Origin of the sequence: Ktedonobacter sp. SOSP1-85 (assembly GCF_016587415.1) — a bacterium.
In the GTDB taxonomy this organism is placed as follows: Bacteria; Chloroflexota; Ktedonobacteria; order Ktedonobacterales; family Ktedonobacteraceae; genus Ktedonobacter.
Map to the genome: position 1 here is coordinate 606,498 of NZ_BNJI01000002.1, position 18,469 is coordinate 624,966.

21 protein-coding genes are annotated in these 18,469 nt (G+C 57.5%); 13 read left to right on the forward strand and 8 right to left on the reverse strand.

Annotated features, from left to right (window positions below; translation table 11 throughout):
* Positions 1-67: 67 nt before the first annotated feature.
* Entirely contained in the window at positions 68-649 is a 582-nt protein-coding gene (locus KTE_RS30880; protein WP_201388312.1) for a TetR/AcrR family transcriptional regulator, read from the reverse strand.
* A gap of 162 nt (positions 650-811) precedes the next feature.
* Between KTE_RS30880 and KTE_RS30885 the strand changes: the two genes are divergently transcribed.
* Positions 812-1,531 (forward strand): SDR family oxidoreductase, encoded by a 720-nt coding sequence (locus KTE_RS30885; protein WP_201388314.1) that lies wholly within the window; start codon positions 812-814, stop codon positions 1,529-1,531.
* Here KTE_RS30885 and KTE_RS30890 read toward each other — a convergent pair.
* Both KTE_RS30890 and KTE_RS30895 read right to left on the reverse strand, forming a co-directional pair.
* The gene (locus tag KTE_RS30890) at positions 1,528-3,033 is read right to left on the reverse strand and encodes a cell wall metabolism sensor histidine kinase WalK (RefSeq protein WP_201388316.1); all 1,506 of its coding nucleotides are present in this window, start codon (positions 3,031-3,033) and stop codon (positions 1,528-1,530) included. The genes KTE_RS30885 and KTE_RS30890 overlap by 4 nt on opposite strands.
* Positions 3,030-3,722 (reverse strand): response regulator transcription factor, encoded by a 693-nt coding sequence (locus KTE_RS30895; protein ID WP_201379145.1) that lies wholly within the window; start codon positions 3,720-3,722, stop codon positions 3,030-3,032. Before KTE_RS30895 ends, KTE_RS30890 begins: the two co-directional genes overlap by 4 nt.
* Positions 3,723-3,914: 192 nt before the next feature.
* On the opposite strand from KTE_RS30895, the gene KTE_RS30900 reads away from it, so the two are divergent.
* Positions 3,915-4,316: a hypothetical protein gene (locus KTE_RS30900; protein WP_201388318.1), complete on the forward strand. Its 402-nt coding sequence runs from the start codon at positions 3,915-3,917 to the stop codon at positions 4,314-4,316.
* Between the two features lie 4 nt (positions 4,317-4,320).
* Complete coding sequence (locus KTE_RS30905; protein WP_201388320.1) at positions 4,321-4,680, forward strand: hypothetical protein; 360 nt, start codon at positions 4,321-4,323, stop codon at positions 4,678-4,680.
* 158 nt (positions 4,681-4,838) lie between these two features.
* On the opposite strand, the gene KTE_RS30910 is transcribed toward KTE_RS30905, so the two are convergent.
* Positions 4,839-5,816, reverse strand: coding sequence for a universal stress protein (locus KTE_RS30910; protein ID WP_201388322.1), 978 nt, complete (start codon positions 5,814-5,816; stop codon positions 4,839-4,841).
* A 116-nt stretch (positions 5,817-5,932) separates the two neighbouring features.
* Between KTE_RS30910 and KTE_RS30915 the strand changes: the two genes are divergently transcribed.
* The 3 genes from KTE_RS30915 to KTE_RS30925 all read left to right on the forward strand — a co-directional run bounded on the left by KTE_RS30915 (position 5,933) and on the right by KTE_RS30925 (position 8,964).
* Positions 5,933-6,727, forward strand: coding sequence for a crotonase/enoyl-CoA hydratase family protein (locus KTE_RS30915; protein ID WP_201388324.1), 795 nt, complete (start codon positions 5,933-5,935; stop codon positions 6,725-6,727).
* A 162-nt stretch (positions 6,728-6,889) separates the two neighbouring features.
* The gene (locus tag KTE_RS30920; RefSeq protein ID WP_201388326.1) at positions 6,890-7,999 is read left to right on the forward strand and encodes a P1 family peptidase; all 1,110 of its coding nucleotides are present in this window, start codon (positions 6,890-6,892) and stop codon (positions 7,997-7,999) included.
* Positions 8,000-8,382: 383 nt separating this feature from the next.
* Positions 8,383-8,964, forward strand: coding sequence for a GNAT family N-acetyltransferase (locus KTE_RS30925; RefSeq protein WP_201388328.1), 582 nt, complete (start codon positions 8,383-8,385; stop codon positions 8,962-8,964).
* A 62-nt stretch (positions 8,965-9,026) separates the two neighbouring features.
* Here KTE_RS30925 and KTE_RS30930 read toward each other — a convergent pair whose 3' ends face one another.
* The 3 genes from KTE_RS30930 to KTE_RS30940 all read right to left on the reverse strand — a co-directional run bounded on the left by KTE_RS30930 (position 9,027) and on the right by KTE_RS30940 (position 10,984).
* On the reverse strand, positions 9,027-9,515 hold the full coding sequence (locus KTE_RS30930) for a methylated-DNA--[protein]-cysteine S-methyltransferase (protein WP_236600747.1): 489 nt from the start codon (positions 9,513-9,515) through the stop codon (positions 9,027-9,029).
* Between the two features lie 204 nt (positions 9,516-9,719).
* A complete protein-coding gene (locus KTE_RS30935) occupies positions 9,720-10,307 on the reverse strand; it encodes an O-methyltransferase (RefSeq protein ID WP_201388332.1) in 588 nt (195 codons plus the stop codon).
* A gap of 194 nt (positions 10,308-10,501) precedes the next feature.
* On the reverse strand, positions 10,502-10,984 hold the full coding sequence (locus KTE_RS30940; RefSeq protein WP_201388334.1) for an N-acetyltransferase: 483 nt from the start codon (positions 10,982-10,984) through the stop codon (positions 10,502-10,504).
* Positions 10,985-11,350: 366 nt separating this feature from the next.
* On the opposite strand from KTE_RS30940, the gene KTE_RS30945 reads away from it, so the two are divergent.
* The 7 genes from KTE_RS30945 to KTE_RS30975 all read left to right on the forward strand — a co-directional run bounded on the left by KTE_RS30945 (position 11,351) and on the right by KTE_RS30975 (position 16,656).
* On the forward strand, positions 11,351-12,862 hold the full coding sequence (locus KTE_RS30945) for a DNA-3-methyladenine glycosylase 2 (RefSeq protein WP_201388336.1): 1,512 nt from the start codon (positions 11,351-11,353) through the stop codon (positions 12,860-12,862).
* Positions 12,863-12,890: 28 nt separating this feature from the next.
* Entirely contained in the window at positions 12,891-13,028 is a 138-nt protein-coding gene (locus KTE_RS30950) for a hypothetical protein (RefSeq protein WP_201388338.1), read from the forward strand.
* A gap of 100 nt (positions 13,029-13,128) precedes the next feature.
* Positions 13,129-13,302, forward strand: coding sequence for a hypothetical protein (locus KTE_RS30955; protein WP_201388340.1), 174 nt, complete (start codon positions 13,129-13,131; stop codon positions 13,300-13,302).
* Positions 13,303-13,502: 200 nt separating this feature from the next.
* Positions 13,503-13,946, forward strand: a complete 444-nt coding sequence (locus KTE_RS30960) for a peptidoglycan-binding protein (protein ID WP_201388342.1) — start codon at positions 13,503-13,505, stop codon at positions 13,944-13,946.
* A gap of 300 nt (positions 13,947-14,246) precedes the next feature.
* Entirely contained in the window at positions 14,247-14,759 is a 513-nt protein-coding gene (locus KTE_RS30965; protein WP_201388344.1) for a thiamine pyrophosphate-binding protein, read from the forward strand.
* A 2-nt stretch (positions 14,760-14,761) separates the two neighbouring features.
* Complete coding sequence (locus KTE_RS30970; protein WP_201388346.1) at positions 14,762-15,343, forward strand: thiamine pyrophosphate-dependent enzyme; 582 nt, start codon at positions 14,762-14,764, stop codon at positions 15,341-15,343.
* Between the two features lie 518 nt (positions 15,344-15,861).
* Positions 15,862-16,656, forward strand: coding sequence for a cyclase family protein (locus KTE_RS30975; protein WP_201388348.1), 795 nt, complete (start codon positions 15,862-15,864; stop codon positions 16,654-16,656).
* Here the strand turns inward: KTE_RS30975 and KTE_RS30980 are convergent.
* Positions 16,624-18,261: an FAD-dependent monooxygenase gene (locus tag KTE_RS30980; RefSeq protein ID WP_201388350.1), complete on the reverse strand. Its 1,638-nt coding sequence runs from the start codon at positions 18,259-18,261 to the stop codon at positions 16,624-16,626. The genes KTE_RS30975 and KTE_RS30980 overlap by 33 nt on opposite strands.
* Positions 18,262-18,469 lie beyond the last annotated feature (208 nt).

An 18,469-nucleotide genomic window follows, 5' to 3' on the forward strand; every position in this document is an offset into this window, starting at 1 on the left:
ATCATGGTGTAAGGGTATGTGTGGCCGGGCTAGCTTTGCTAGCCCGGCCACACATACCCTTACACCATTACTTCAAAACGAAATCCATGAGCTGGCGCGCGAAATAAGCATCGAGGGGCGCGTGTTGGTTGAGCAAGCGATACCACATTGGGCCGTAGATCATATCCAGGAGGAAATCCAGGTCGGTATCGAGCGGCAGTTCTCCTCGCTGTATGCCTCGCTCCAGGAGGGTCTTGAGGGCCTTGCGGCGAGCCTCTATGAAGGTCTGACGAAACTCCTTCCCAAACTCAGCGTCGAACTGTGCCTCGGCCATCAGGCTGCGAACCGTCTTCTCCATCCCCTCGTTCAGGCTGCGAAAGGTATTCTCGATAAAAGCTAGCACATCTTCACGCACAGTGCCGAGATCGGGAAGCGGAACATCTAACGCAGCCCGGGCGGCGAAGGCCTCGAAAACCACTGCCCCTTTCGAGGGCCACCAGCGATAGATGGTCTGCTTCCCCACTCCCGCCAGGGCCGCGATAGCCTCGACCGTCAAGGCTTTATATCCGTCACGCTCCAATAAGTCGAGCGCCGCCTGCAAAATTGCTTCGTGTGACTCCTTATTTCGCCGACGCGCAGACGCTTTCGATTCTTTTCCTGGCTCTTCCATATGTTTATCCCTTCTTTTCAATTTGCGACAAATCCCCTTGACGAGACGCAACGTCTCGCTATATAATACTGACAAGACGAAACGTCTCGTTCCATTGTAGTAAATTGTAAATGGGAAAGCAAGCTCATAATATTGGCATTTCGAATATAGAAGGGATCACATATGAACCTCGATCAGCAGCGGATTATTATTCTTGGTGGCACCTCGGGGGTTGGACTGGCAACAGCGCAGATGCTCGCGCAGGCGGGCGCGCAGGTTATCATTGGTGGACGCCAGGCGGAGAAGGTACAACAAGCCATGGCGGTCGCTGGCAGTAATGTGACTGGAGAGGCAATCGATGCCACAGATGCGGAGCAGCTTCGAACCTTCTTCAAGCGTGTGGGCACGTTTGATCACCTGGTACTCACGCTAAGCGGTGGCAAGGGCGGCGGCGCCTTCGCCTCACTTGACTTGAACGAGCTTCGCGAGGGTTTCGCGGCCAAGTTCTGGCCACAGATCCAGGCGGCCCAGCTTGGGCTGGAGACGCTGCGCAGAGATGGCTCGCTCACCTTTGTCACGGCCATTTCTGCTCGCTCGTCCATGCCTGGGGTCGCGGGCCTCGCGGCGATCAATGGCGCCCTGGAGGCCATGATCGCGCCGCTCGCCGCCGAGCTTAAACCCTTGCGCGTCAACGCGGTCTCCCCCGGCGTCATCGCTACCCCCTGGTGGGATAACCTGCCCGAGAACCAGCGCCAGGCGCTCTTCGACCAATCAGCCACCACGTCGGCTGTTGGGCGCGTAGGCCAACCCGAGGACGTGGCCCATGCTATCACCTTCCTGCTCAGCAACGGCTTCACAACTGGCTCCATCATTGAATGCGATGGCGGCCTGCGCCTGGGCTAGCATACACACGGGAAGCGGCCCGACTCCCCCGTCTCCTTCAACGGCAGGCGAACTTCAAAGAGTGAGCCTGCCCCAATCGTGCTCTGGACGCGTATCTCCCCTCCATGGCTGTGGGCGATCCACTGGGCAATAGAGAGGCCGAGGCCCGTGCCACCGGGTTGGATATCCTCGGGTTGGGCCTCTCCCTGCCTGCGTGTACGCGCTTTATCCACCCGGTAAAAGCGATCAAACAGGTAGGGGAGGTGGTTGTCCGCTATGCCGGGACCATCGTCCTGGATGCGAATAATACCCCAGGATTTTTCAGCCGTTAGCTCTACGCAGACATGTTTCCCTACGCCACTAGTATACTTGATAGCGTTCTCCACCAGGTTCATGAGCATCCGGCTCAAATGCTGGGCGTCTCCCTCGATCAGAAGTTCGGGTAATTCACCTGTGGCCAGGCTTACGTGATGCTGCTGCGCCAGGGACAGCAGGCGCTCAACGCTGGCAAGAGCAATATCACTCAAATCGACCTCTTCCTTGTGCAGAGTAAACTGGCCCGTGTCCGCCCGCGCCAGGAGGAGCAGGCTGTTGACGATGGTCGTCATCTGCTCATTCTCGGCCTGGATACGCTCCAGTGTGTCGCGGTAGTTCTCGGGATTTTGTAAGTGCGTCGATTGCGTTAATGCCTGGTTGATCTCCAGATTGATAATGGTGAGCGGCGTGCGCAGTTCATGGCTGGCGTCGGCGGCAAACTGGTTCTGGCGTTTGAACGCAGCCTCCAGGCGCGCTAACATCTGGTCAAAGGTCGCGGCCAACTCACCAAATTCATCTTTGCGTCGGAGATGCAGGCGTCGGCGCAGGTCGGTCGCATTGATCTCGTTGGCGGTACGCGTGATCATCTTGACTGGCTGGAGAGCCTTGCCAGCCAGCCAATACCCTCCTATGGCCGCGACCAGCAGCCCCATGGCGGCATGGAAGAGCCAGATGGATAATAACTGCACAGGATATGCTTTCGCCTGGCCCACCATGAGCGTCGCGACCCGCGCATCGTGCTCCAGAAGAGGCGTGGCCAGGAAGCGATAGGTGCTGCCTCCGCCTCGCCAGTTCGCCGAGTGCTGCGACTGAGATATGGTTATATCAAATAATGCCTGGTTACTATCAGCACGTTCCTGGAGCTGCTGTATACTGTCAGCCGGGAGCGTGCCTCGTACGTCCAGAACTGTGTGATCCGGTCGTAGCAGGAGCACGACCTCGTTTTGGGAGAGAGAGAATCGCAGTGAAGAAAGAGCGGATTTCTGCAAGAGGGCCTGCTTATAGGTATCGCGCAGGTGCTGCGTATCCTGGTACAGCTGTGTCTCCAATTTACTTTCAGCCACGTCAGGACTCAGAAATGTCTGAGTCGCATACAAGCTGCCGCCGAAAAGGAAGAGGATGAAGGCAATGATGGCCAGGTACCACAGCGTCAGGCGCACACGCACACTGGAGAGAAAGGACACGCGGGCAGGTTGGCGTTTTTTCATTGCGCCTCCTGCTTGTCGCCCGGCGACGAGAGGCAGTAGCCCACGCCGCGAATAGTTGTCAGGAGCTTCGTAGTAAAGGGGGCATCGATCTTGCGGCGTAGCCTGCGCACATAGACATCAATGACATTCGAGCTGCACTCAAAATCATAGTTCCAGATATGCTGTTCAATCATATCTCGCGTCACCACCTGGCCGGGATGATACATGAAGTATTCCAGTAATGCATACTCCCTGGGTGTAAGTTCGATGGCCTGCCCTTCGCGTTCCACGGTATGCGTAGCCGGGTCAACAACAAGACTTCCTATCTCCAGGCGCGCGCTTTTGTAGGGCTGCTGGCGTCTCAACAAAGCTCGCAAACGCGCCAGCAATTCATTCATGGCGAAGGGCTTGACCAGGTAATCATCGGCGCCACAATCCAAACCCCGCACGCGGTCATCGATGCTATCACGCGCGGTCAGGAGCAAAATGGGCGTTTGCACGCGGCGCCGGCGCAGCTCACGACATACCTCCAGGCCATCCTTCTTGGGCAAAAGGATATCCAGGATGATCAGATCATAGGGAGCTAGCTCGGCAAGGTCCTGCCCCTCCTGACCATCATAGGCTGCATCCACACTATATCTCTCATTGACGAGATTTGTCTTCAATGATTCGCTGAGGCGGTAATTATCTTCTATCACAAGAATACGCATCGGAAAATTTCACTCCTCTCTTCAAGAGGTGTTTTCAGCATCTGCCACGCCAACATATCTTACCCCCTAATTATCGCATGGATAGATGACAAAACGATGACAAAAAAAGGCGCGAAAGTTCACGCCGCTGTCATTCAGGCTGAGTACACTATGGCTACCACTAAAGACGGTATATGAAAGGAGTCTTCTTAAATGATTGCGGTACAAATCACACGCTGGGTAGCCAGTATCATTGGCCTGGGGGCGCTCTTACTGGGCCTGGCCTTCTGGCTCTTCCATATCGATCTGCTTAATGTACACATGCTGTTTGGATTTATCGTGACACTCTCGCTGCTGGGTCTGGGCATCGCCATGCTCTTCTCCCGAGGTCTACGCCTGCTAGGCATAATCAGTATCATCTATGCACCGATCCTGCCGATCTTTGGCATGACTCAGGACAGGCTGCTTATCGGCGATCTTCACTGGCTTATTCGCGTCGCGCATATGCTCGTTGGCATCGGCGCCCTCGTGCTCATCGGCCTTATTGGCACACGCTATCAAGCCCTTAAGCGCAACCCGACCCTGAAGGCGTCTCTCTCTTCCGAGAAAGGATAGCTGTATGTGGCAAACCATCTGCCTTTGCCCCCCTACAATGCCTGAGAGTGAGCGACTACGTTTTCTTAACCTCTTTGGACAATTTGTCCACCCACACCAGGAGTTTAACGAGGTAGACCTGGGGCTGGCGTTTCTCTCGCATCTCACGCCCGCCGAGGCCCTGACGGTCCTTCAGGAGCGCCAGAATCTCATTGAGCGCTCTCAGGAGTGGCTAAGCATACACAAGCGGAATGATGATGGAGAATTGCTAAACCTGCTCATTCAAGATCACACATATACCTTGTTAGAGGCCGAGCACAGCTGGCTAGAAGGCGCTGTTCACCGCTTGCGTAGCACGGCCACAATGGAGCTAAAAGCGCGTTAGAAGAACGTGTGTGGAGATAGCGAGGCGCGTGAAGCCCGCTGCCCAGCAGGAGGGGCCTGGATGTGCTTCTAAAGGGCGCACCTACCAGGCCCCTCCTGCTGGGCAGCTACGCCTCCAGGCAAGAGAAACGCACCCGCCCGGCAGGGTTACCTTAACTTTTATGGTGCCTCCTGCTGGTGCTTTGCTTTGCTTGCCTGAGTGACATGCTCCATGTCGGCGGGCTGGGGATGCACAATCAATAGGGGTTGGCTTGAGGCTTGCAGTACATCCTCGGTGACGCTCCCCTGGCGTAGGCGGGGCAGGCCCTCGCGTCCATGCGTCGCCATGGCGATAATCTCACGTTGAGTGTCATAACAGGAGGTGGCGAGGATTTTCTGCCAGAGCGGCTCACCGGGCCTGTAGGTGACAATGGAGGAGACGATCTTCAACTCATATTGCTTGAGATCGCCAGTCTGGAAGCGCTCCTGACAGGCTTTCAGGTAGGTCGCCGCCTCCTCTTGTGCCTCTCCAGGCTCTTCTGTAGCTGAGGGAACCTTGACCGCGTACATGAGATGTATACGTCCAGGCTCAGGCTGGGCAAGGGCCTGCGCAAGTTCAGCGGCGGGCTGAAGCACGGTCTCTGCATAGGGCGAGCCATCGAGGGCACACAGAATTCCTGGTGCCTCTCCCTGCCTCAGGCCCGTGAAAAATCGCTCATCCCGCACAATCAGCACGGGGACTGGACTCTGCCGCTCGACATACTGCGCCACGCTGCCCATAAGCCAGCGCACGCCCTCCGCTCTCTCCCCATGACTACACATGACAATCAACTGAGCATCATACTCCTGAGTCTGGCGCAAAATGCAATCGCCTGGCAGCCCAACCACGACTTTGCTGCTCGCCCTTACGCCCTGGAGGCGCGAGGACGCCATGACCTGCTTCAGATATGTCTCGGCCTCCTCAAGATACATCTTGCGCGCCTCCTCCAGCACATACTCCGAGACGTCCGTATGCAGATGCATATGGAACTGCTCCGGCGTGATGACGCGCATCAGGAGTAGCGAGGCGCCCGTAGCTCGTGCCAGGCGCCCGGCGATAGTCAACGCCTCTTCTGATCTAGCCGACCCATCAAGCGGGGCAAGCATGCGCTCGATCATAACCATTCCCCCTCATAAATAAACCACTTATCTTTGCATTACCCTCTACCTTTAAGATACTCTTAGACCATGAATGAGTAGGGCCACCATATTTTTCTATCTCGGAGGAGTACATTATGTCATCGACACCGCCGTCAGAGCTTGTGCTCAGCGAGCGCCAGGAGAATGTCCTGGTCGTGACACTGAACCGTCCCCAGGTCCGCAACGCCATCAATCCCGCTACGGCGCGCCGCCTGGCCGAGATCTTTCGCGCCTTTGACGAGGATGATACGCTGTCCGTCGCGGTCCTGACGGGCGCGCAGGGGACCTTCTGCTCTGGCTTCGACCTGGCCACCGTCTCACAGCAGGGCGACATGCCGGATCTGCTGCAAGGCGGCGACGCGCCCCTGGGGGTGACGCATATGCAGCTCAGTAAGCCAGTGATCGCAGCCGTTGAGGGCTATGCCGTGGCGGGTGGGCTGGAAATCGCCCTCTGGTGCGACCTGCGCGTGGCCGCCGAGAACGCGACCTTTGGCGTCTATAATCGCCGCTGGGGCATCCCGCTCATCGATGGCGGCACCATTCGCCTGCCCCGCCTGATCGGCCATGGCCGCGCGCTCGACCTGATCCTGACCGGGCGCAGCGTCCCCGCGCAGGAAGCCCTGGCCATGGGCCTGGTAAATCGCCTCGTCCCCAACGGGCAGGCTCTTGCGCACGCGCTCGAACTCGCGCGTGAACTGGCCCGCTTGCCACAACATTGCCTACGCTCCGACCGCCTCTCAGCCTATGAACAATGGGGCATGGAGATGCCTGCCGCCCTGCATAACGAGGCCAGCCGGGGCCAGGAGGTGCTCAACTCGGGCGAGGCCCTGCGTGGCGCCCAACGCTTCGCCTCAGGCCACGGGCGCCACGGAAATTTAAAAGACATATAGGGTGTGAGAGCGAGCAGGCCGAGCCTGCTCGCTCTCACACCCTATATGTCTTTTGGGTACCTTTGTGTGATATCCTTTGGGTACCTTTGTGTGCTAGCAGGGCAGGCTCCATCAGCTCTGCCAGCATATACCCTTACCATCCCAATACAGGAGTATACATATATGACACAAGCGCGTCTGCGTGACCTGGGCATTACGATTGGCAACTATCCCACGGGCACCTATAACGCCATTACCGATGTACCGGGCGTTCTGGTGGGGCATGAGACCATTATTTCCGACGAGGGCCGCACTGCCCGTACGGGTGTGACCACGATTGTGCCACGCGAGGGAGCCATCTGGAGCGACCACGCCTTCGCGGGCTACTTCAGCTTCAATGGCTGCGGCGAGATGACGGGCCTGCCCTGGGTCGCCGAGTCCGGGCTAATCCATACGCCTATCGCGATCACCAATACCAACTCGGTCGGCGTGGTGCGCGACGCCCTCTGCGCCTACCCGCTTGAGATAGCCTCTAGCTTTGAGGTTCCGCCCTCCATCGCCTCATCCTGGTCAGGGAGCCTGCCCGTGGTAGGCGAAACCTGGGATGGCTGGCTCAATGATATCGAGGCCTTTCATGTGACGCGTGAGCATACCTTCCGCGCGCTCAAGGCCGCCCGTACAGGCGCGGTCGCCGAGGGGAACGTCGGCGGCGGCACGGGCATGATCTGCCACGAGTTCAAGGGCGGCATTGGCACCTCCTCGCGCATCATCAAATATGCTCATGCCAATTACACCGTGGGCGTCCTGGTGCAGGCCAACTATGGCAGTCGCAACCTGCTCTCCATCGGCGGCGTTCCCGTGGGCCGCGAACTCGACTTCTCACAGATCGCCAGTCCCTGGATCGAGCCGCCCAAGGGAGGGTCTATTATCGTCGTTGTCGCCACCGATGCCCCGCTCATCCCGGTACAGTGCCAGCGCCTGGCACGCCGCGCAACCGTGGGACTGGCGCGTGTAGGTGGAGTGGGTAGCAATGGCAGCGGCGATATCTTCATCGCCTTCGCCACTGGCAACCACCTCCCGGTCGGCTCGCAAACTCCCATCGACCTCCAGATGCTGCCCCATGACCACATGGACCCCATCATCGAGGCCGTTGCCGAGGCCACCGAGGAATCCATCCTTAACGCCCTCACCGCCGCCGACACCATGGTCGGCTATAAGGGCCGCACCGTCTATGGCCTCCCCCTCGACGAGGTCACCCGCGTCATGCGCAAGTATCGCCCCACTTCAATATAAAAAGAATGAGAGAGAGTGCGCGGAAAACGGCTGAGCGGTGTAGGCCCGACGCTGCTAAAGCACGCGTCTACATATGCACGTAATATGTAGACGCGTGCTTTAGTGATGAATTCACATAATCTGTAGGGTCCATGCTGGCATGGACTTGTGCCCTGAACATCGCTTCGCTCGCAGTCCATGCCAGCATGGACCCTACATCGACGAACTACGTGAATTCACCATTTAGTAGCGTCGGGCCACATACTCACTCTCATTACTATTCTCTTTGCTCAGAACAACTTTTTGTTGTATCCTAACACATGTATAGTATATGTAATTAATAGTTCAGTGATCTTTACAATTCTAAATAAAGTAGAGATTATACTCTCAAGGAGTGATTCACTATGCCTTTGGGAACCTGGTGGCGTGGAGATAACCTTCCACAACTCCCCCCTTTACCATCCTTTTCTGCGCGCACCAGCACAGATATCTCTCTCATCACTGAGATAGCTGAGCTTTCTACGCAGGAGGTTGAAAAGCGCCTCGGCGAGGAGAATCTCTTCTACATCGCCTACATGGAAGAGACACCCACCTCCTATGGCTGGGTCGCGACACGTGAAGGCTACATTCTCGAATTTCAACTCTTCTTCCCTATTCACGCCAATGAGCGCTACCTGTGGGACTTCAGGACACTTCCCGAATGGCGTGGACGCGGCATCTATCCCCATCTCTTACAGGGCATTATGCGCCAGGAACCCGCCCAGGTGGAACGCTTCTGGATTGGCTATGCCCCTGGTAATGAAGCCTCCAGGCGCGGCATTAGCAAAGCCGGCTTCCACTTTGTGGGCGAGTTCGCCTTTGATGGCGCGCATAAACTCAGCTTTGAGACCTTTGATATGAGCGAGCGCTCCCTGGCTGGGGCCGCTTTCTACCAGCTTCCCATCCTCGTCCAGAAACCCTCCGAGCAAGATGTCCAGGGCGCCTGACAATTGATTTATGCAATTGTAGGGTCCAAGCTGGCTTGGACTTCTCCCGCTATAAGAGCAATTTACAAACCGATACGCTCGTGGCTTAATAGCCAGCGTTTCCGTTCCAGCCCACCCGCGTACCCGGTGAGAGAGGCGTCGGCTCCGACGACGCGATGACATGGCAAGACGATTGCCACCGGGTTCAACCCATTGGTGCGTCCCACCGCCCGGGATGCCGTTGGCCTCCCTAGCTTGCTCGCCAGCGCACCATAGCTCAGCGTCTGCCCTGGCGGGATAGAGCGCAGCGCCTGCCAGACCTCCTGCTGGAAAGGCGTTCCACCCGTATTTACAGGTATCTCGTCCAGACTCTGATAATCGCCCTCCAGGTAGCGGCGCACCCGGCTGCTAAAGCCGCAGGGGTCCGCCTGTGGCTCCAGGCTCACCGGACCATACCTCCGCTCCAACAACATCATCATGCGTTGCTCATAGTCCGTGTAGTCCAGCGAACAGAGCCGCCCCTCGTCCTCCACCAGCACAATCGTGCCAATCGGCGATTCCAAACTATCCATATGTAAGCGCTTCATAGGTTATGCTCCCATCCTTTCTTGCCCGACGCTGCTAAAGCACGCGTCTACATATAAAGATACGGGCATCTCGCGCCATCATATGTAGACGCGTGCTTTAGCAGCGTCGGGCCCTAGCTCTACGCCTATAATAGCGCATATCCTGGACCCTCGCTGGCGGTTTTCGGACATGAACGTGCCTCAGCATCTTCAGGCAGAGCGATATGCGACGCTCAGGCCCTTGCCAATGGGAATAACCAGCTTCTCAAACTGTGGGAGTTCATCGAGAGTCTTCAAGTAACCAGTAATCTCGTCGGGATGCGAAATGACATTATCGGCCAGGAGGAAGACATCGGTAGCCAGTTTGGGGAGCAGCAGCCTGACCTGCGCGGGCGCGCTATAGCGGTCGGCATCGAAGAAGACACAATCCAGTGGTCCGGATAGGTTGGCGATAATCTCTGTGGCATCGCCACACTTGAGGTCGACAAGCTCGCGCAGGCCAGCTCGGCGCAGATTGGCATCTGCCAGCTCATGCTTATGCGGATCGCGATCAATGCTCACCACGCGACCGCCATGCTCTGAGGCCGCCCAGGCCAGCCAGGTCGTACTATAGCCATTCGAGGTGCCAATTTCCAGGATATGCTTGCGCCGCGTGCTACGCAATAAGATATGGAGAAACTGAGCCGTCTCTGGCTCCAGATTGAGCATCTTCTGGCCGCGCTCTTGCACGTGGGCATCGTTCGCCTGCCCCTGCGCATACAGTTCTTCCAGGAATGCTTGAACATCAATGTTACTCATAAATCGCTCCTTTTTCCTTCCCAGTGTAGCACACACTCAGGATTCCGCCGCTCGTACCATCTCATCCTATGATGCCTGAGACGGAAGCTCTTGCCCTGGTGGAATGACGATATCCTTATCCATGCCTTTTCTCCGAATGGTTGCATATTCTTTTTCTTCTATGCATAGTAGCAGATTGCCCTTCTTTTTCTTCGCTATAAATACAGATTATATGAATAGAACTCTCCGTCTCTCTGCCATCCTGCAACCTCGTAGAGAGTTTGCGCACTGCTATTATTGATGGCAGTTGTTAAGGTTAAGCCTCTGGCCTGGGTTTCTACGGCAAATTCTCTTGCACGGTCTAAGAGGGCCTTGCCAACACCAGAACGTCTTGCTTCCGGTATGACAAAAAGATCGTTTAATATCCACAGAGGTTTCAGTGAGACCGAGGAGAAGGAGGGGTACAATTGCGTAAATCCATACGCCTGCCGTACTCCATTTTCGTCACTTTTGAGTGACAGGGCGAGGAAGATCACTGAACTGTTTTCCTGCAGTCGCGCGGTGAGAAAGTTTTGCGCGGCTACTAAGTCTGTTGCTTGCTGATAGAACTGGCGATATGCGTCGAAGAGCGGTGCAATGAGTGCTACATGTTCTATCGTTGCCCTGGTAATCTCAAAGGTAGATTTGCGCGTATTCATAACTTGTCTCTCTGGCCTTTCCAATGCTAATTGCGGAACTGACAGTTGATGGTAAATGGCATCGAGCAATTACGCTCTTACAATTTGTCCAGCTATCTTAGTCAGAAGATGGTCTGCTTACAAGGGCCACTTCGAGATATATTGAACATACCAATTGAGATGAGAGCAGATCTGGCACACCCGGTATGTGATGAGCAAAGTTGGCGGGCAGATGCCCGCCAACTTTGCTCATCACATACCTCTAATGTTCATGTCCGAAAACCGCTAGTCAGAACCTCCCTGGTGGCGTATGATAGTCACACAAAGGAACCAGGCCTGGGTGTTCCGCGTGTGTCGTCGTCTCATTATGCCAAAGGAAAATATGCCATGGAAGCCTCCACCAGTCTGCATACCGACTTCGATCTCTGTTATCGCGCGGTCTGTAGCCGCGATCCCCGCTTCGACGGGCGCTTCTACTCGGCGGTAACCTCGACGGGCATCTATTGCCGTCCCATCTGCCCGGCGCGTACACCTCAGGCTCGCAACATACGCTTCTTCTCCTCCGCAGCGGCAGCGGAGGCGGCGGGCTTTCGCGCCTGCCGCCGCTGTCATCCAGAGTCCAGCCCCGGCTCCTCGGACTGGAATGTCCGCGCCGACCTCGTGGCACGGGCATTGCGCTTGATCGCCGCAGGGCTGGTAGATAGCGAGGGCGTATCCGGGCTGGCGCAGCGCCTGGCCGTTAGCGAGCGCCATATTCATCGCGAGCTGACCGCCGAGGTCGGCGTGGGTCCACTGGCCCTGGCGCGCAGTCGCCGCGCCCAGGTCGCGCGCCTGCTCATAGACCAGACCGACCTGCCCCTGACCGAGATCGCCTTTAGCTCGGGGTTCGCCAGCATCCGCCAGTTTAATGAAACTATGCAGCAGCTTTTTGCCTGCGCGCCCTCGGAGTTTCGCCGCCGCCAGATCGCAGAAGGAAATGGCGCGGGCAAGTTGACACTCCGCCTGCAATATCGCCCGCCCTACGCCTTTGGCCCGCTGCTGGCCTATCTGGAGAAACGCGCCCTACCAGGTGTCGAAGAGGTCGTCAATGGTGTCTACCGCCGCACCATCCGCCTTGCACGCTCTCAGGGCCTCCTCGAACTGGAGCCTCAGCCCGCCATACACGCGGTCGCGGTACGCCTCTCGCTGGATAACCTCAATGATGTAAGCGCCATTGTCCAGCGCTGTCGCAACCTCTTCGACCTGGATGCCGATCCCAACGCCATCATGCACATGCTAGAAGCAGATCCCCTGCTCGCGCCGCTCGTCACCGCCCTGCCCGGCCTGAGAATTCCCGGCGCCTTCGATGGTTTTGAGCTGGCGGTACGCGCCATCCTTGGTCAGCAAGTCTCGGTCGCGGGTGCGCGTACTCTAGCGGCCCGCGTCGCTCGCGCCACCGGTGAGCCGCTCGCCCAGCCTGATGGCACACTCACTCATTACTTCCCGACGCCCGCCCAGCTTATAGAAGGCAGCCTGGACGGCCTGGGCATCACCACCTCACGCATCAAGGCCATCAAAGAGTTGGCGCGTAGCGTAGACGCAGGCGAGGTCGTCCTCGACCGTGGCGCCGACCGCGCGGAGACTGTCACCCGCCTCCAGGGCCTCCCCGGCGTTGGCCCCTGGACCGCCAGCTATATTGCCATGCGCGCCCTGGGCGATCCCGACGCCTTCCCCGTCACCGACCTGGGCCTGCGCCGCGCCTTCGAGCAACATAACCTGCCCGCCAGCCCCAAGCATATCGCGGCCCACGCCGAGGCCTGGCGCCCCTGGCGCGCCTACGCCACCCACTACCTCTGGCACAACCTCGCCTCCTCGAATAAGAGCAAGATAGGAGAAGTTTTTCCCGATGTGAGTGAGTAAGCTTGATACATATGCAAAGCAAAAAAATTTGAAAACGGGAGGCGTACCCGAGTCCCTCCCCAACACAGCCCCTGGGCGGGACGAGATCATCTCCGGGCTAGAGCAGGCGGCCTTGCTAAAGAGAACGGCACAACTCGCAGATGTGGGCAACGTGGCAGCTTCGTAGCTTCAGATCAAGCTCGCACCATGACTGCCTCCACCGTGAATATCTCCTGCGGCGCGCTTATGGACTATTAAGCCACAAGAGACATGATCCGACTCTTTCTTTGCATTTACGAAGCGCTCGGCTGAGCTGCGAAGGAGCGCGCATAGGCAAACGCCGCGTGGATGACAGCCTGCTCAGAGAGGTCTACGAGGAGTTTGGCCTGGCCGATATCCTGGGAAACAATATTGGCATTTACACCTCTATTTCAATCGCAGTCTGGCTTGTTACAAAATAAAAAACTTCTCTCGCGCTATTGCTCTTCACTTCACACATAACAATACAAATAAAGTAAACACGTCAAGATGATCATAGAGGATAAACTGACCGGAAAGTGTCCGGTGCCTGTCCTGGGAAATGGTCATCTTTTCTTCTATACTTTCGATTGTAAGAGATCGTTTAACCAATCTGATGTTTCACAGTCAAGGAGAAAATACCATGCGAAAAGCATTGAAAATGGTGGTGTGCGGTGCACTTCTTCTGGCAGCACTGTTCTCATTGAGTGCCTTTACCTCGGCACCTTCAGCACATGCAGCGGCCCTGGGCATGAATCCTCATACCACGCCAGCAGGGGCAACGGCGCATGTTGTATCTTATGCAAGCATTCCGCCTGATGGACCAAATTGTCCAAGAACAGTCCAAAAAGGTGATAGAGGATCAGCTGTGAAGCTCGCGCAACAATCCGTGAATTGGTTCTATAACCATACGAACCTTAGAAGCTTAGTCCGTGGTAAGGGTATTCTTCCTATTGCGGAAGATGGAATTTTCGGTCAACGTACAAAAGACGCTATAATGGCTTTCCAAGAATGGGATTATCCTGCTGCTGGTTCTGTCGATGGCATTGTTGGACCAACGACCTGGCATGCTCTCTACCACTGCTAATACTTCGCTGACGACTGTCACGGGTCTCTAGATCTGAGGCAATCAGGATGATGTGAGCGTTTTTCTTGTGCCTAGGAAGGCGCTTTTTATTATCCTGGATTCATTCATACACGGCTGACAATTTCAATTGAAGGATACTGTTTGAGCCAGGCGGCCACCTGGCACGAAAGGCGCGGGGGCGACGCATGGATGATATACGATTTCACCCATGTGCCGCCCCGCCCTTGCTATTCAAGGTCGTGTATAATTAGGGGAAGTATTGTTATTTCTCGCCTATGTGCCTCATCCTGGAGGGAAGGTATGCCTGTCTCGGTGACTCATTCCAGGCTGATCTATGACGCGCTTAAAGCCTGCGATGTCAAAATTATTTCGGCCCTGCCCGAAACCTGGCTCATCCACCTCATTCGGATGGCCGACGATGACCCCGAGGTGACGCTGGTACGCGTCGCCAAGGAGGAGGAGGCGATTGGCATCTCCGCCGGGGCTCACCTGGCGGGCGTCAATTCGGCACTCCTGATGCAGAATCATGGCTTCTTCGCCGCCATCAATCCCATCGTCTCCCTCGCTCAGTTGTATAAGATCCCACTTTTGATGCTTATCAGTTACAGAGGGTCCTTCGGTGAGCGTGATCCCTGGCAGACCCAGGGTGGGCTGGCTACCGAGCCGCTCTTGCGCGCCCTGAATATCCCCACTACCCAACTGCGTCATCCCGAGGATGTCCCGCGCTGTATCAAAGAGGCCCAGACCCTCGCCCTGGCCTCGCAGCACCCGGTCGCTGTCCTGCTCTCACGCGAGCTTATGTGGGAGGATTAGCCATGCTACGCATTGACGCGCTTAAAGCGATCTATCCCGAGTTGGAGCACTGCATCGTCGTCACGATCATGGGCGCCGTCGCCGCCGAGCTCTACTCGCTTGGTCATCGCCATAACTTCTTCTACCTGGAGCACGCTATGGGGCTGGCCTCCTCGATGGGCCTGGGCATCGCGCTCTCCCTGCCAGAACACCCGGTGGTGGTACTGGATGGTGATGGCTCGCTCCTGATGAACCTGGGGACCCTCAGCACAATGGCCCGCTATCAACCAGGCAACCTGCTCCACATCGTCTTCGATAACGAGAGCCTGCTATCGGTCGGCGGCTTCCCCACAGCGACGGCGGTCCATACCGACCTCGCGGGTATCGCGCAGGCCTCCAACATTCCCAGGGTCGCACGCGCCAACACGCCCGAGGAACTTCAAGCCTGTGTGCACGCGGCCCTGGCCAGCCACACCCTTACTACCTGCGTCTCTAAAGTTGAGGCCATCGGCCCCAAAACCTTCGCCATGGACCTGCCCCTGCTGGAAAACCGCTTCCAGTTCAAGCGCTACCTGGAGACCTTGCGCCAGCCAGGCGCTAAATGACTCCAGAGGTCGATAGGGACCAGCTTTAGCGCGTCCGAACGCCATTTATGGCAGTGCGGCGCTAGCCTGATTGTTGCCAGATCACAAGGTAAACTATCCCAAGACAGGTCGAAGCAAAAACGTTTTGGGCTAACGCCGAAGTGCGATGAATCGCCTTCGGACGCGCTGAAGCTGGTCCCATCGGCGTCAAGTTAGGGAGCAATTGCTTGATTCCCACGCCCATGCTGGAGAAAAAGGTAGTGCTTGTAAACGGCGCACCTACCCTTTTTCTCCAGCCGGACGTGGGACGCACTGACCACCGAACGCCGCCGTTCAGCAGGTGCGAAAGGTAGGTGCGCCGTTTACAAGCACTACCTTTCGCACCTGCATGAGCGGCGGGCCTGCAAAATGACGCTCAAAAAGCCTTCCGACAGAATCGGGAACTCTTAACTTGACGCCAATGGGACGCGCTGAAGCTGGTCCCTACGGGCTTCTGGATCCGTTCCGTTCAAACATTCACACAGATGGAGGTTACAATTATGGCAACTCCCGACAACGCTATTTTGCTGCAACTGGTACAGGAACTGGCCAGTGGTCGCCTGCGCGTCATTGATCTCACCACGCCACTGGGACCCGATACCCCCGTCATTGATCTTCCACCCCTGTTCGCGCCTTCGCCAGGGCTAACTCTCGCCGAGATCTCGCGCTATGACGAGCGCGGCCCCGCCTGGTACTGGAACATCCTCAATCTGGGCGAGCACACTGGAACGCACTTCGATGCCCCGGTCCACTGGATCACAGGCAAGGATCTCCCCAATAACACGACCGATACCATTGAGCCACGCAACTTTGTCGCGCCCGCCTGCGTCATCGATGCTACCAGGCAGGTCAGCCAGAGCCCCGATTTCTTGCTCAACATTGAAGATGTACAGCGTTGGGAAGAGCAACATGGGCGCATCCCCACGGGCTCCTGGCTCCTCTACCACACCGGCTGGAGTCAGCGCCACGGGCGTGAGGCCTTCCTCAACGAGCGCGAGGACGGCGCGCACTCGCCTGGGGTTCACAAGGACTGTATCCAGTTCCTCATTCAGGAGCGCGGCATCCTCGGCCTGGGCGTGGAGACGGTCGGCACCGACGCGGGCCAGGCGGGAGGCTTCGATCCCCCCTTCCCCTCACACACCTTCCTGCATGGCGCGGGCAGGTTCGGCCTGACTAGCCTCATCAACCTGGACCAGCTCCCACCCACGGGCGCCATCGTGCTCGCCGCCCCTCTCAAGATCGTCAACGGCTCCGGCAGCCCCTTACGCGTCCTCGCCATCGCGCCCGGCAAGTAGCGCCCTGCACACCTGCTCAAGCTCGCTGCTCTCCTCCTGGGCGCGCCAGGCGATGTAGCCATCGGGGCGGACCAGGAGCGCTCCGCTGGGCGAGATGCCAGCCAGGGCGGGCCAGCGATTCTCGGGATCGAGGAGATCGCCATCCGCGCCTATACGGTAGGCCTGGATATCGAGGTGCAGGTCTTGCGCGACCTGCTGGGCAGCCTCGTGCCATTTGTGACCCTCGGGGCCGGCCAGGAGCACAAAGCCTGTGCCACAGAAGTCAAGCGTCGAGATGGCCTGGCCCTGGCGCTCTCCCCAGAGGTGAGGAACACGCGTGCCGGGGCGCCCATCCAGGTCCAGGTCGCTGCTGATGGGTGCCTGGTCGGGAATAATGGCCTGAGAAGGCTCGCCATAGCTGTAGTAGCCCAGGATACGGGTGAAGCGATTGGCGATATCACCGGGCCCCCCCTGCTTATTCATGGCCATCATGCCGGAGCCATCAGCCGCCGCAGCCGACTCCGCCGCCGCGAGGTAGTCGACCGGGTGGCGCTCAGCGTTATAGCTCACGAGCAGGCTGGGACCAGCCACCCTTTTGAGAACAAGTCCCAGCTTCCAGACCAGGTTGTTGACATCGGCGATGCCGCTATTGGCGCCTTGCCCACCCCAGGGAGGCATCTGGTGCGCGGCATCCCCGGCGAAGAAGACACGCCCATGCTGAAAATTGTCCACTACGCGCATGGCCGATTCCCAGGGCATGATGCTCTTGACCTCAATCTCGATATCTGGTAGCCCCAGGGCAATACGCACCAGCTCCTTGCAGCGCTCGGGCTTAAACTGTTCGGCACTCATGCCCTGGCCTGGATCATAGCCAATGTGGAAGACCCAGGTGTCCGACAGATTGATCGAGGTGAAGAGGCCATGCACCAGGGGATTATTGATGGTGCAGAGACTAAACTCGCGCTCATGCACCAGCTCGCGCAGGTCTGCCTTGAATAGAACGTTGATCAGGTGTCCCAGTGAGCCTTTCCCGCTTACAGAACAACCAAGCTTCTGACGAATTGGGCTGTTGGCCCCATCCGCAGCGATCATATAATCGGCCTGCACAGTGCTCTCCTGCCCGGTCGAGCGGTCGCGGATCGTGGCCGTGACCCCCTCCTCATTCTGCGTAAAGGAAGTTAGCTCAGTGAAGAAGCGCAGGTCGCCCCCGCGCTGGCGAGCACTTGCCAGCAGAACCGGCTCAAGCTCGTCCTGGGTTACGCGTGTGCCTGCGGTAGGGCTGACCTCGCCCAGTGAGCCAAGCATGCCACCAAAAGCAACTCGGGCCTTGGGCGCCTGAAAGCCGTCCAGGGCCTCGACCAGGGTTGAACCATTCAATATTCCCATGGCAGGAGCCAGTGAGGCGCCCGCCTCGCGTACTGCCTCCTCCAATCCCAGGGTTCGATACAGTTCCATCGTGCGGTTATTGACGCCACGTGCGCGAGGATGGATCGAGGTGCCGCTATGGCGCTCCACCAGGAGGAAGGGAATATCCTGCTGCAACAGGAACAGAGACGCGGAGAGTCCCACGATGCCACCGCCAACGATCAAGACTGGGACCCGGAGGGTTGTATTATTGTTATTCATGGTTTTGCTCGCTTTCTATGAGAGGCTTTGTGTTTGCGCTTCGTTGATGTTGCAAGTATAGGTCGTTAGGGGGCAAGGGGGCATCGCCCGGGTGGGTGAGCGGGAGGATGATTATGGCGGGAGGGCTTGCATGTTAGGGAATAACGAGTAGCCGCGTACGCCAGTAGCGGGCGAACCCGCTACTGGCGTACGCGGCTACTCGTTATTC

Coding starts and splice junctions, on each gene's coding strand:
- KTE_RS30935 (WP_201388332.1), bottom strand. CDS start 10,307: ATGAGTAACATTGATGTTCAAGCATTCCTGGAAGAACTGTATGCGCAG.
- KTE_RS30900 (WP_201388318.1), top strand. CDS start 3,915: ATGATTGCGGTACAAATCACACGCTGGGTAGCCAGTATCATTGGCCTG.
- KTE_RS30965 (WP_201388344.1), top strand. CDS start 14,247: ATGCCTGTCTCGGTGACTCATTCCAGGCTGATCTATGACGCGCTTAAA.
- KTE_RS30880 (WP_201388312.1), bottom strand. CDS start 649: ATGGAAGAGCCAGGAAAAGAATCGAAAGCGTCTGCGCGTCGGCGAAAT.
- KTE_RS30925 (WP_201388328.1), top strand. CDS start 8,383: ATGCCTTTGGGAACCTGGTGGCGTGGAGATAACCTTCCACAACTCCCC.
- KTE_RS30895 (WP_201379145.1), bottom strand. CDS start 3,722: ATGCGTATTCTTGTGATAGAAGATAATTACCGCCTCAGCGAATCATTG.
- KTE_RS30975 (WP_201388348.1), top strand. CDS start 15,862: ATGGCAACTCCCGACAACGCTATTTTGCTGCAACTGGTACAGGAACTG.
- KTE_RS30980 (WP_201388350.1), bottom strand. CDS start 18,261: ATGAATAACAATAATACAACCCTCCGGGTCCCAGTCTTGATCGTTGGC.
- KTE_RS30920 (WP_201388326.1), top strand. CDS start 6,890: ATGACACAAGCGCGTCTGCGTGACCTGGGCATTACGATTGGCAACTAT.
- KTE_RS30890 (WP_201388316.1), bottom strand. CDS start 3,033: ATGAAAAAACGCCAACCTGCCCGCGTGTCCTTTCTCTCCAGTGTGCGT.
- KTE_RS30930 (WP_236600747.1), bottom strand. CDS start 9,515: ATGGATAGTTTGGAATCGCCGATTGGCACGATTGTGCTGGTGGAGGAC.
- KTE_RS30960 (WP_201388342.1), top strand. CDS start 13,503: ATGCGAAAAGCATTGAAAATGGTGGTGTGCGGTGCACTTCTTCTGGCA.
- KTE_RS30885 (WP_201388314.1), top strand. CDS start 812: ATGAACCTCGATCAGCAGCGGATTATTATTCTTGGTGGCACCTCGGGG.
- KTE_RS30905 (WP_201388320.1), top strand. CDS start 4,321: ATGTGGCAAACCATCTGCCTTTGCCCCCCTACAATGCCTGAGAGTGAG.
- KTE_RS30970 (WP_201388346.1), top strand. CDS start 14,762: ATGCTACGCATTGACGCGCTTAAAGCGATCTATCCCGAGTTGGAGCAC.
- KTE_RS30945 (WP_201388336.1), top strand. CDS start 11,351: ATGGAAGCCTCCACCAGTCTGCATACCGACTTCGATCTCTGTTATCGC.
- KTE_RS30910 (WP_201388322.1), bottom strand. CDS start 5,816: ATGATCGAGCGCATGCTTGCCCCGCTTGATGGGTCGGCTAGATCAGAA.
- KTE_RS30940 (WP_201388334.1), bottom strand. CDS start 10,984: ATGAATACGCGCAAATCTACCTTTGAGATTACCAGGGCAACGATAGAA.
- KTE_RS30915 (WP_201388324.1), top strand. CDS start 5,933: ATGTCATCGACACCGCCGTCAGAGCTTGTGCTCAGCGAGCGCCAGGAG.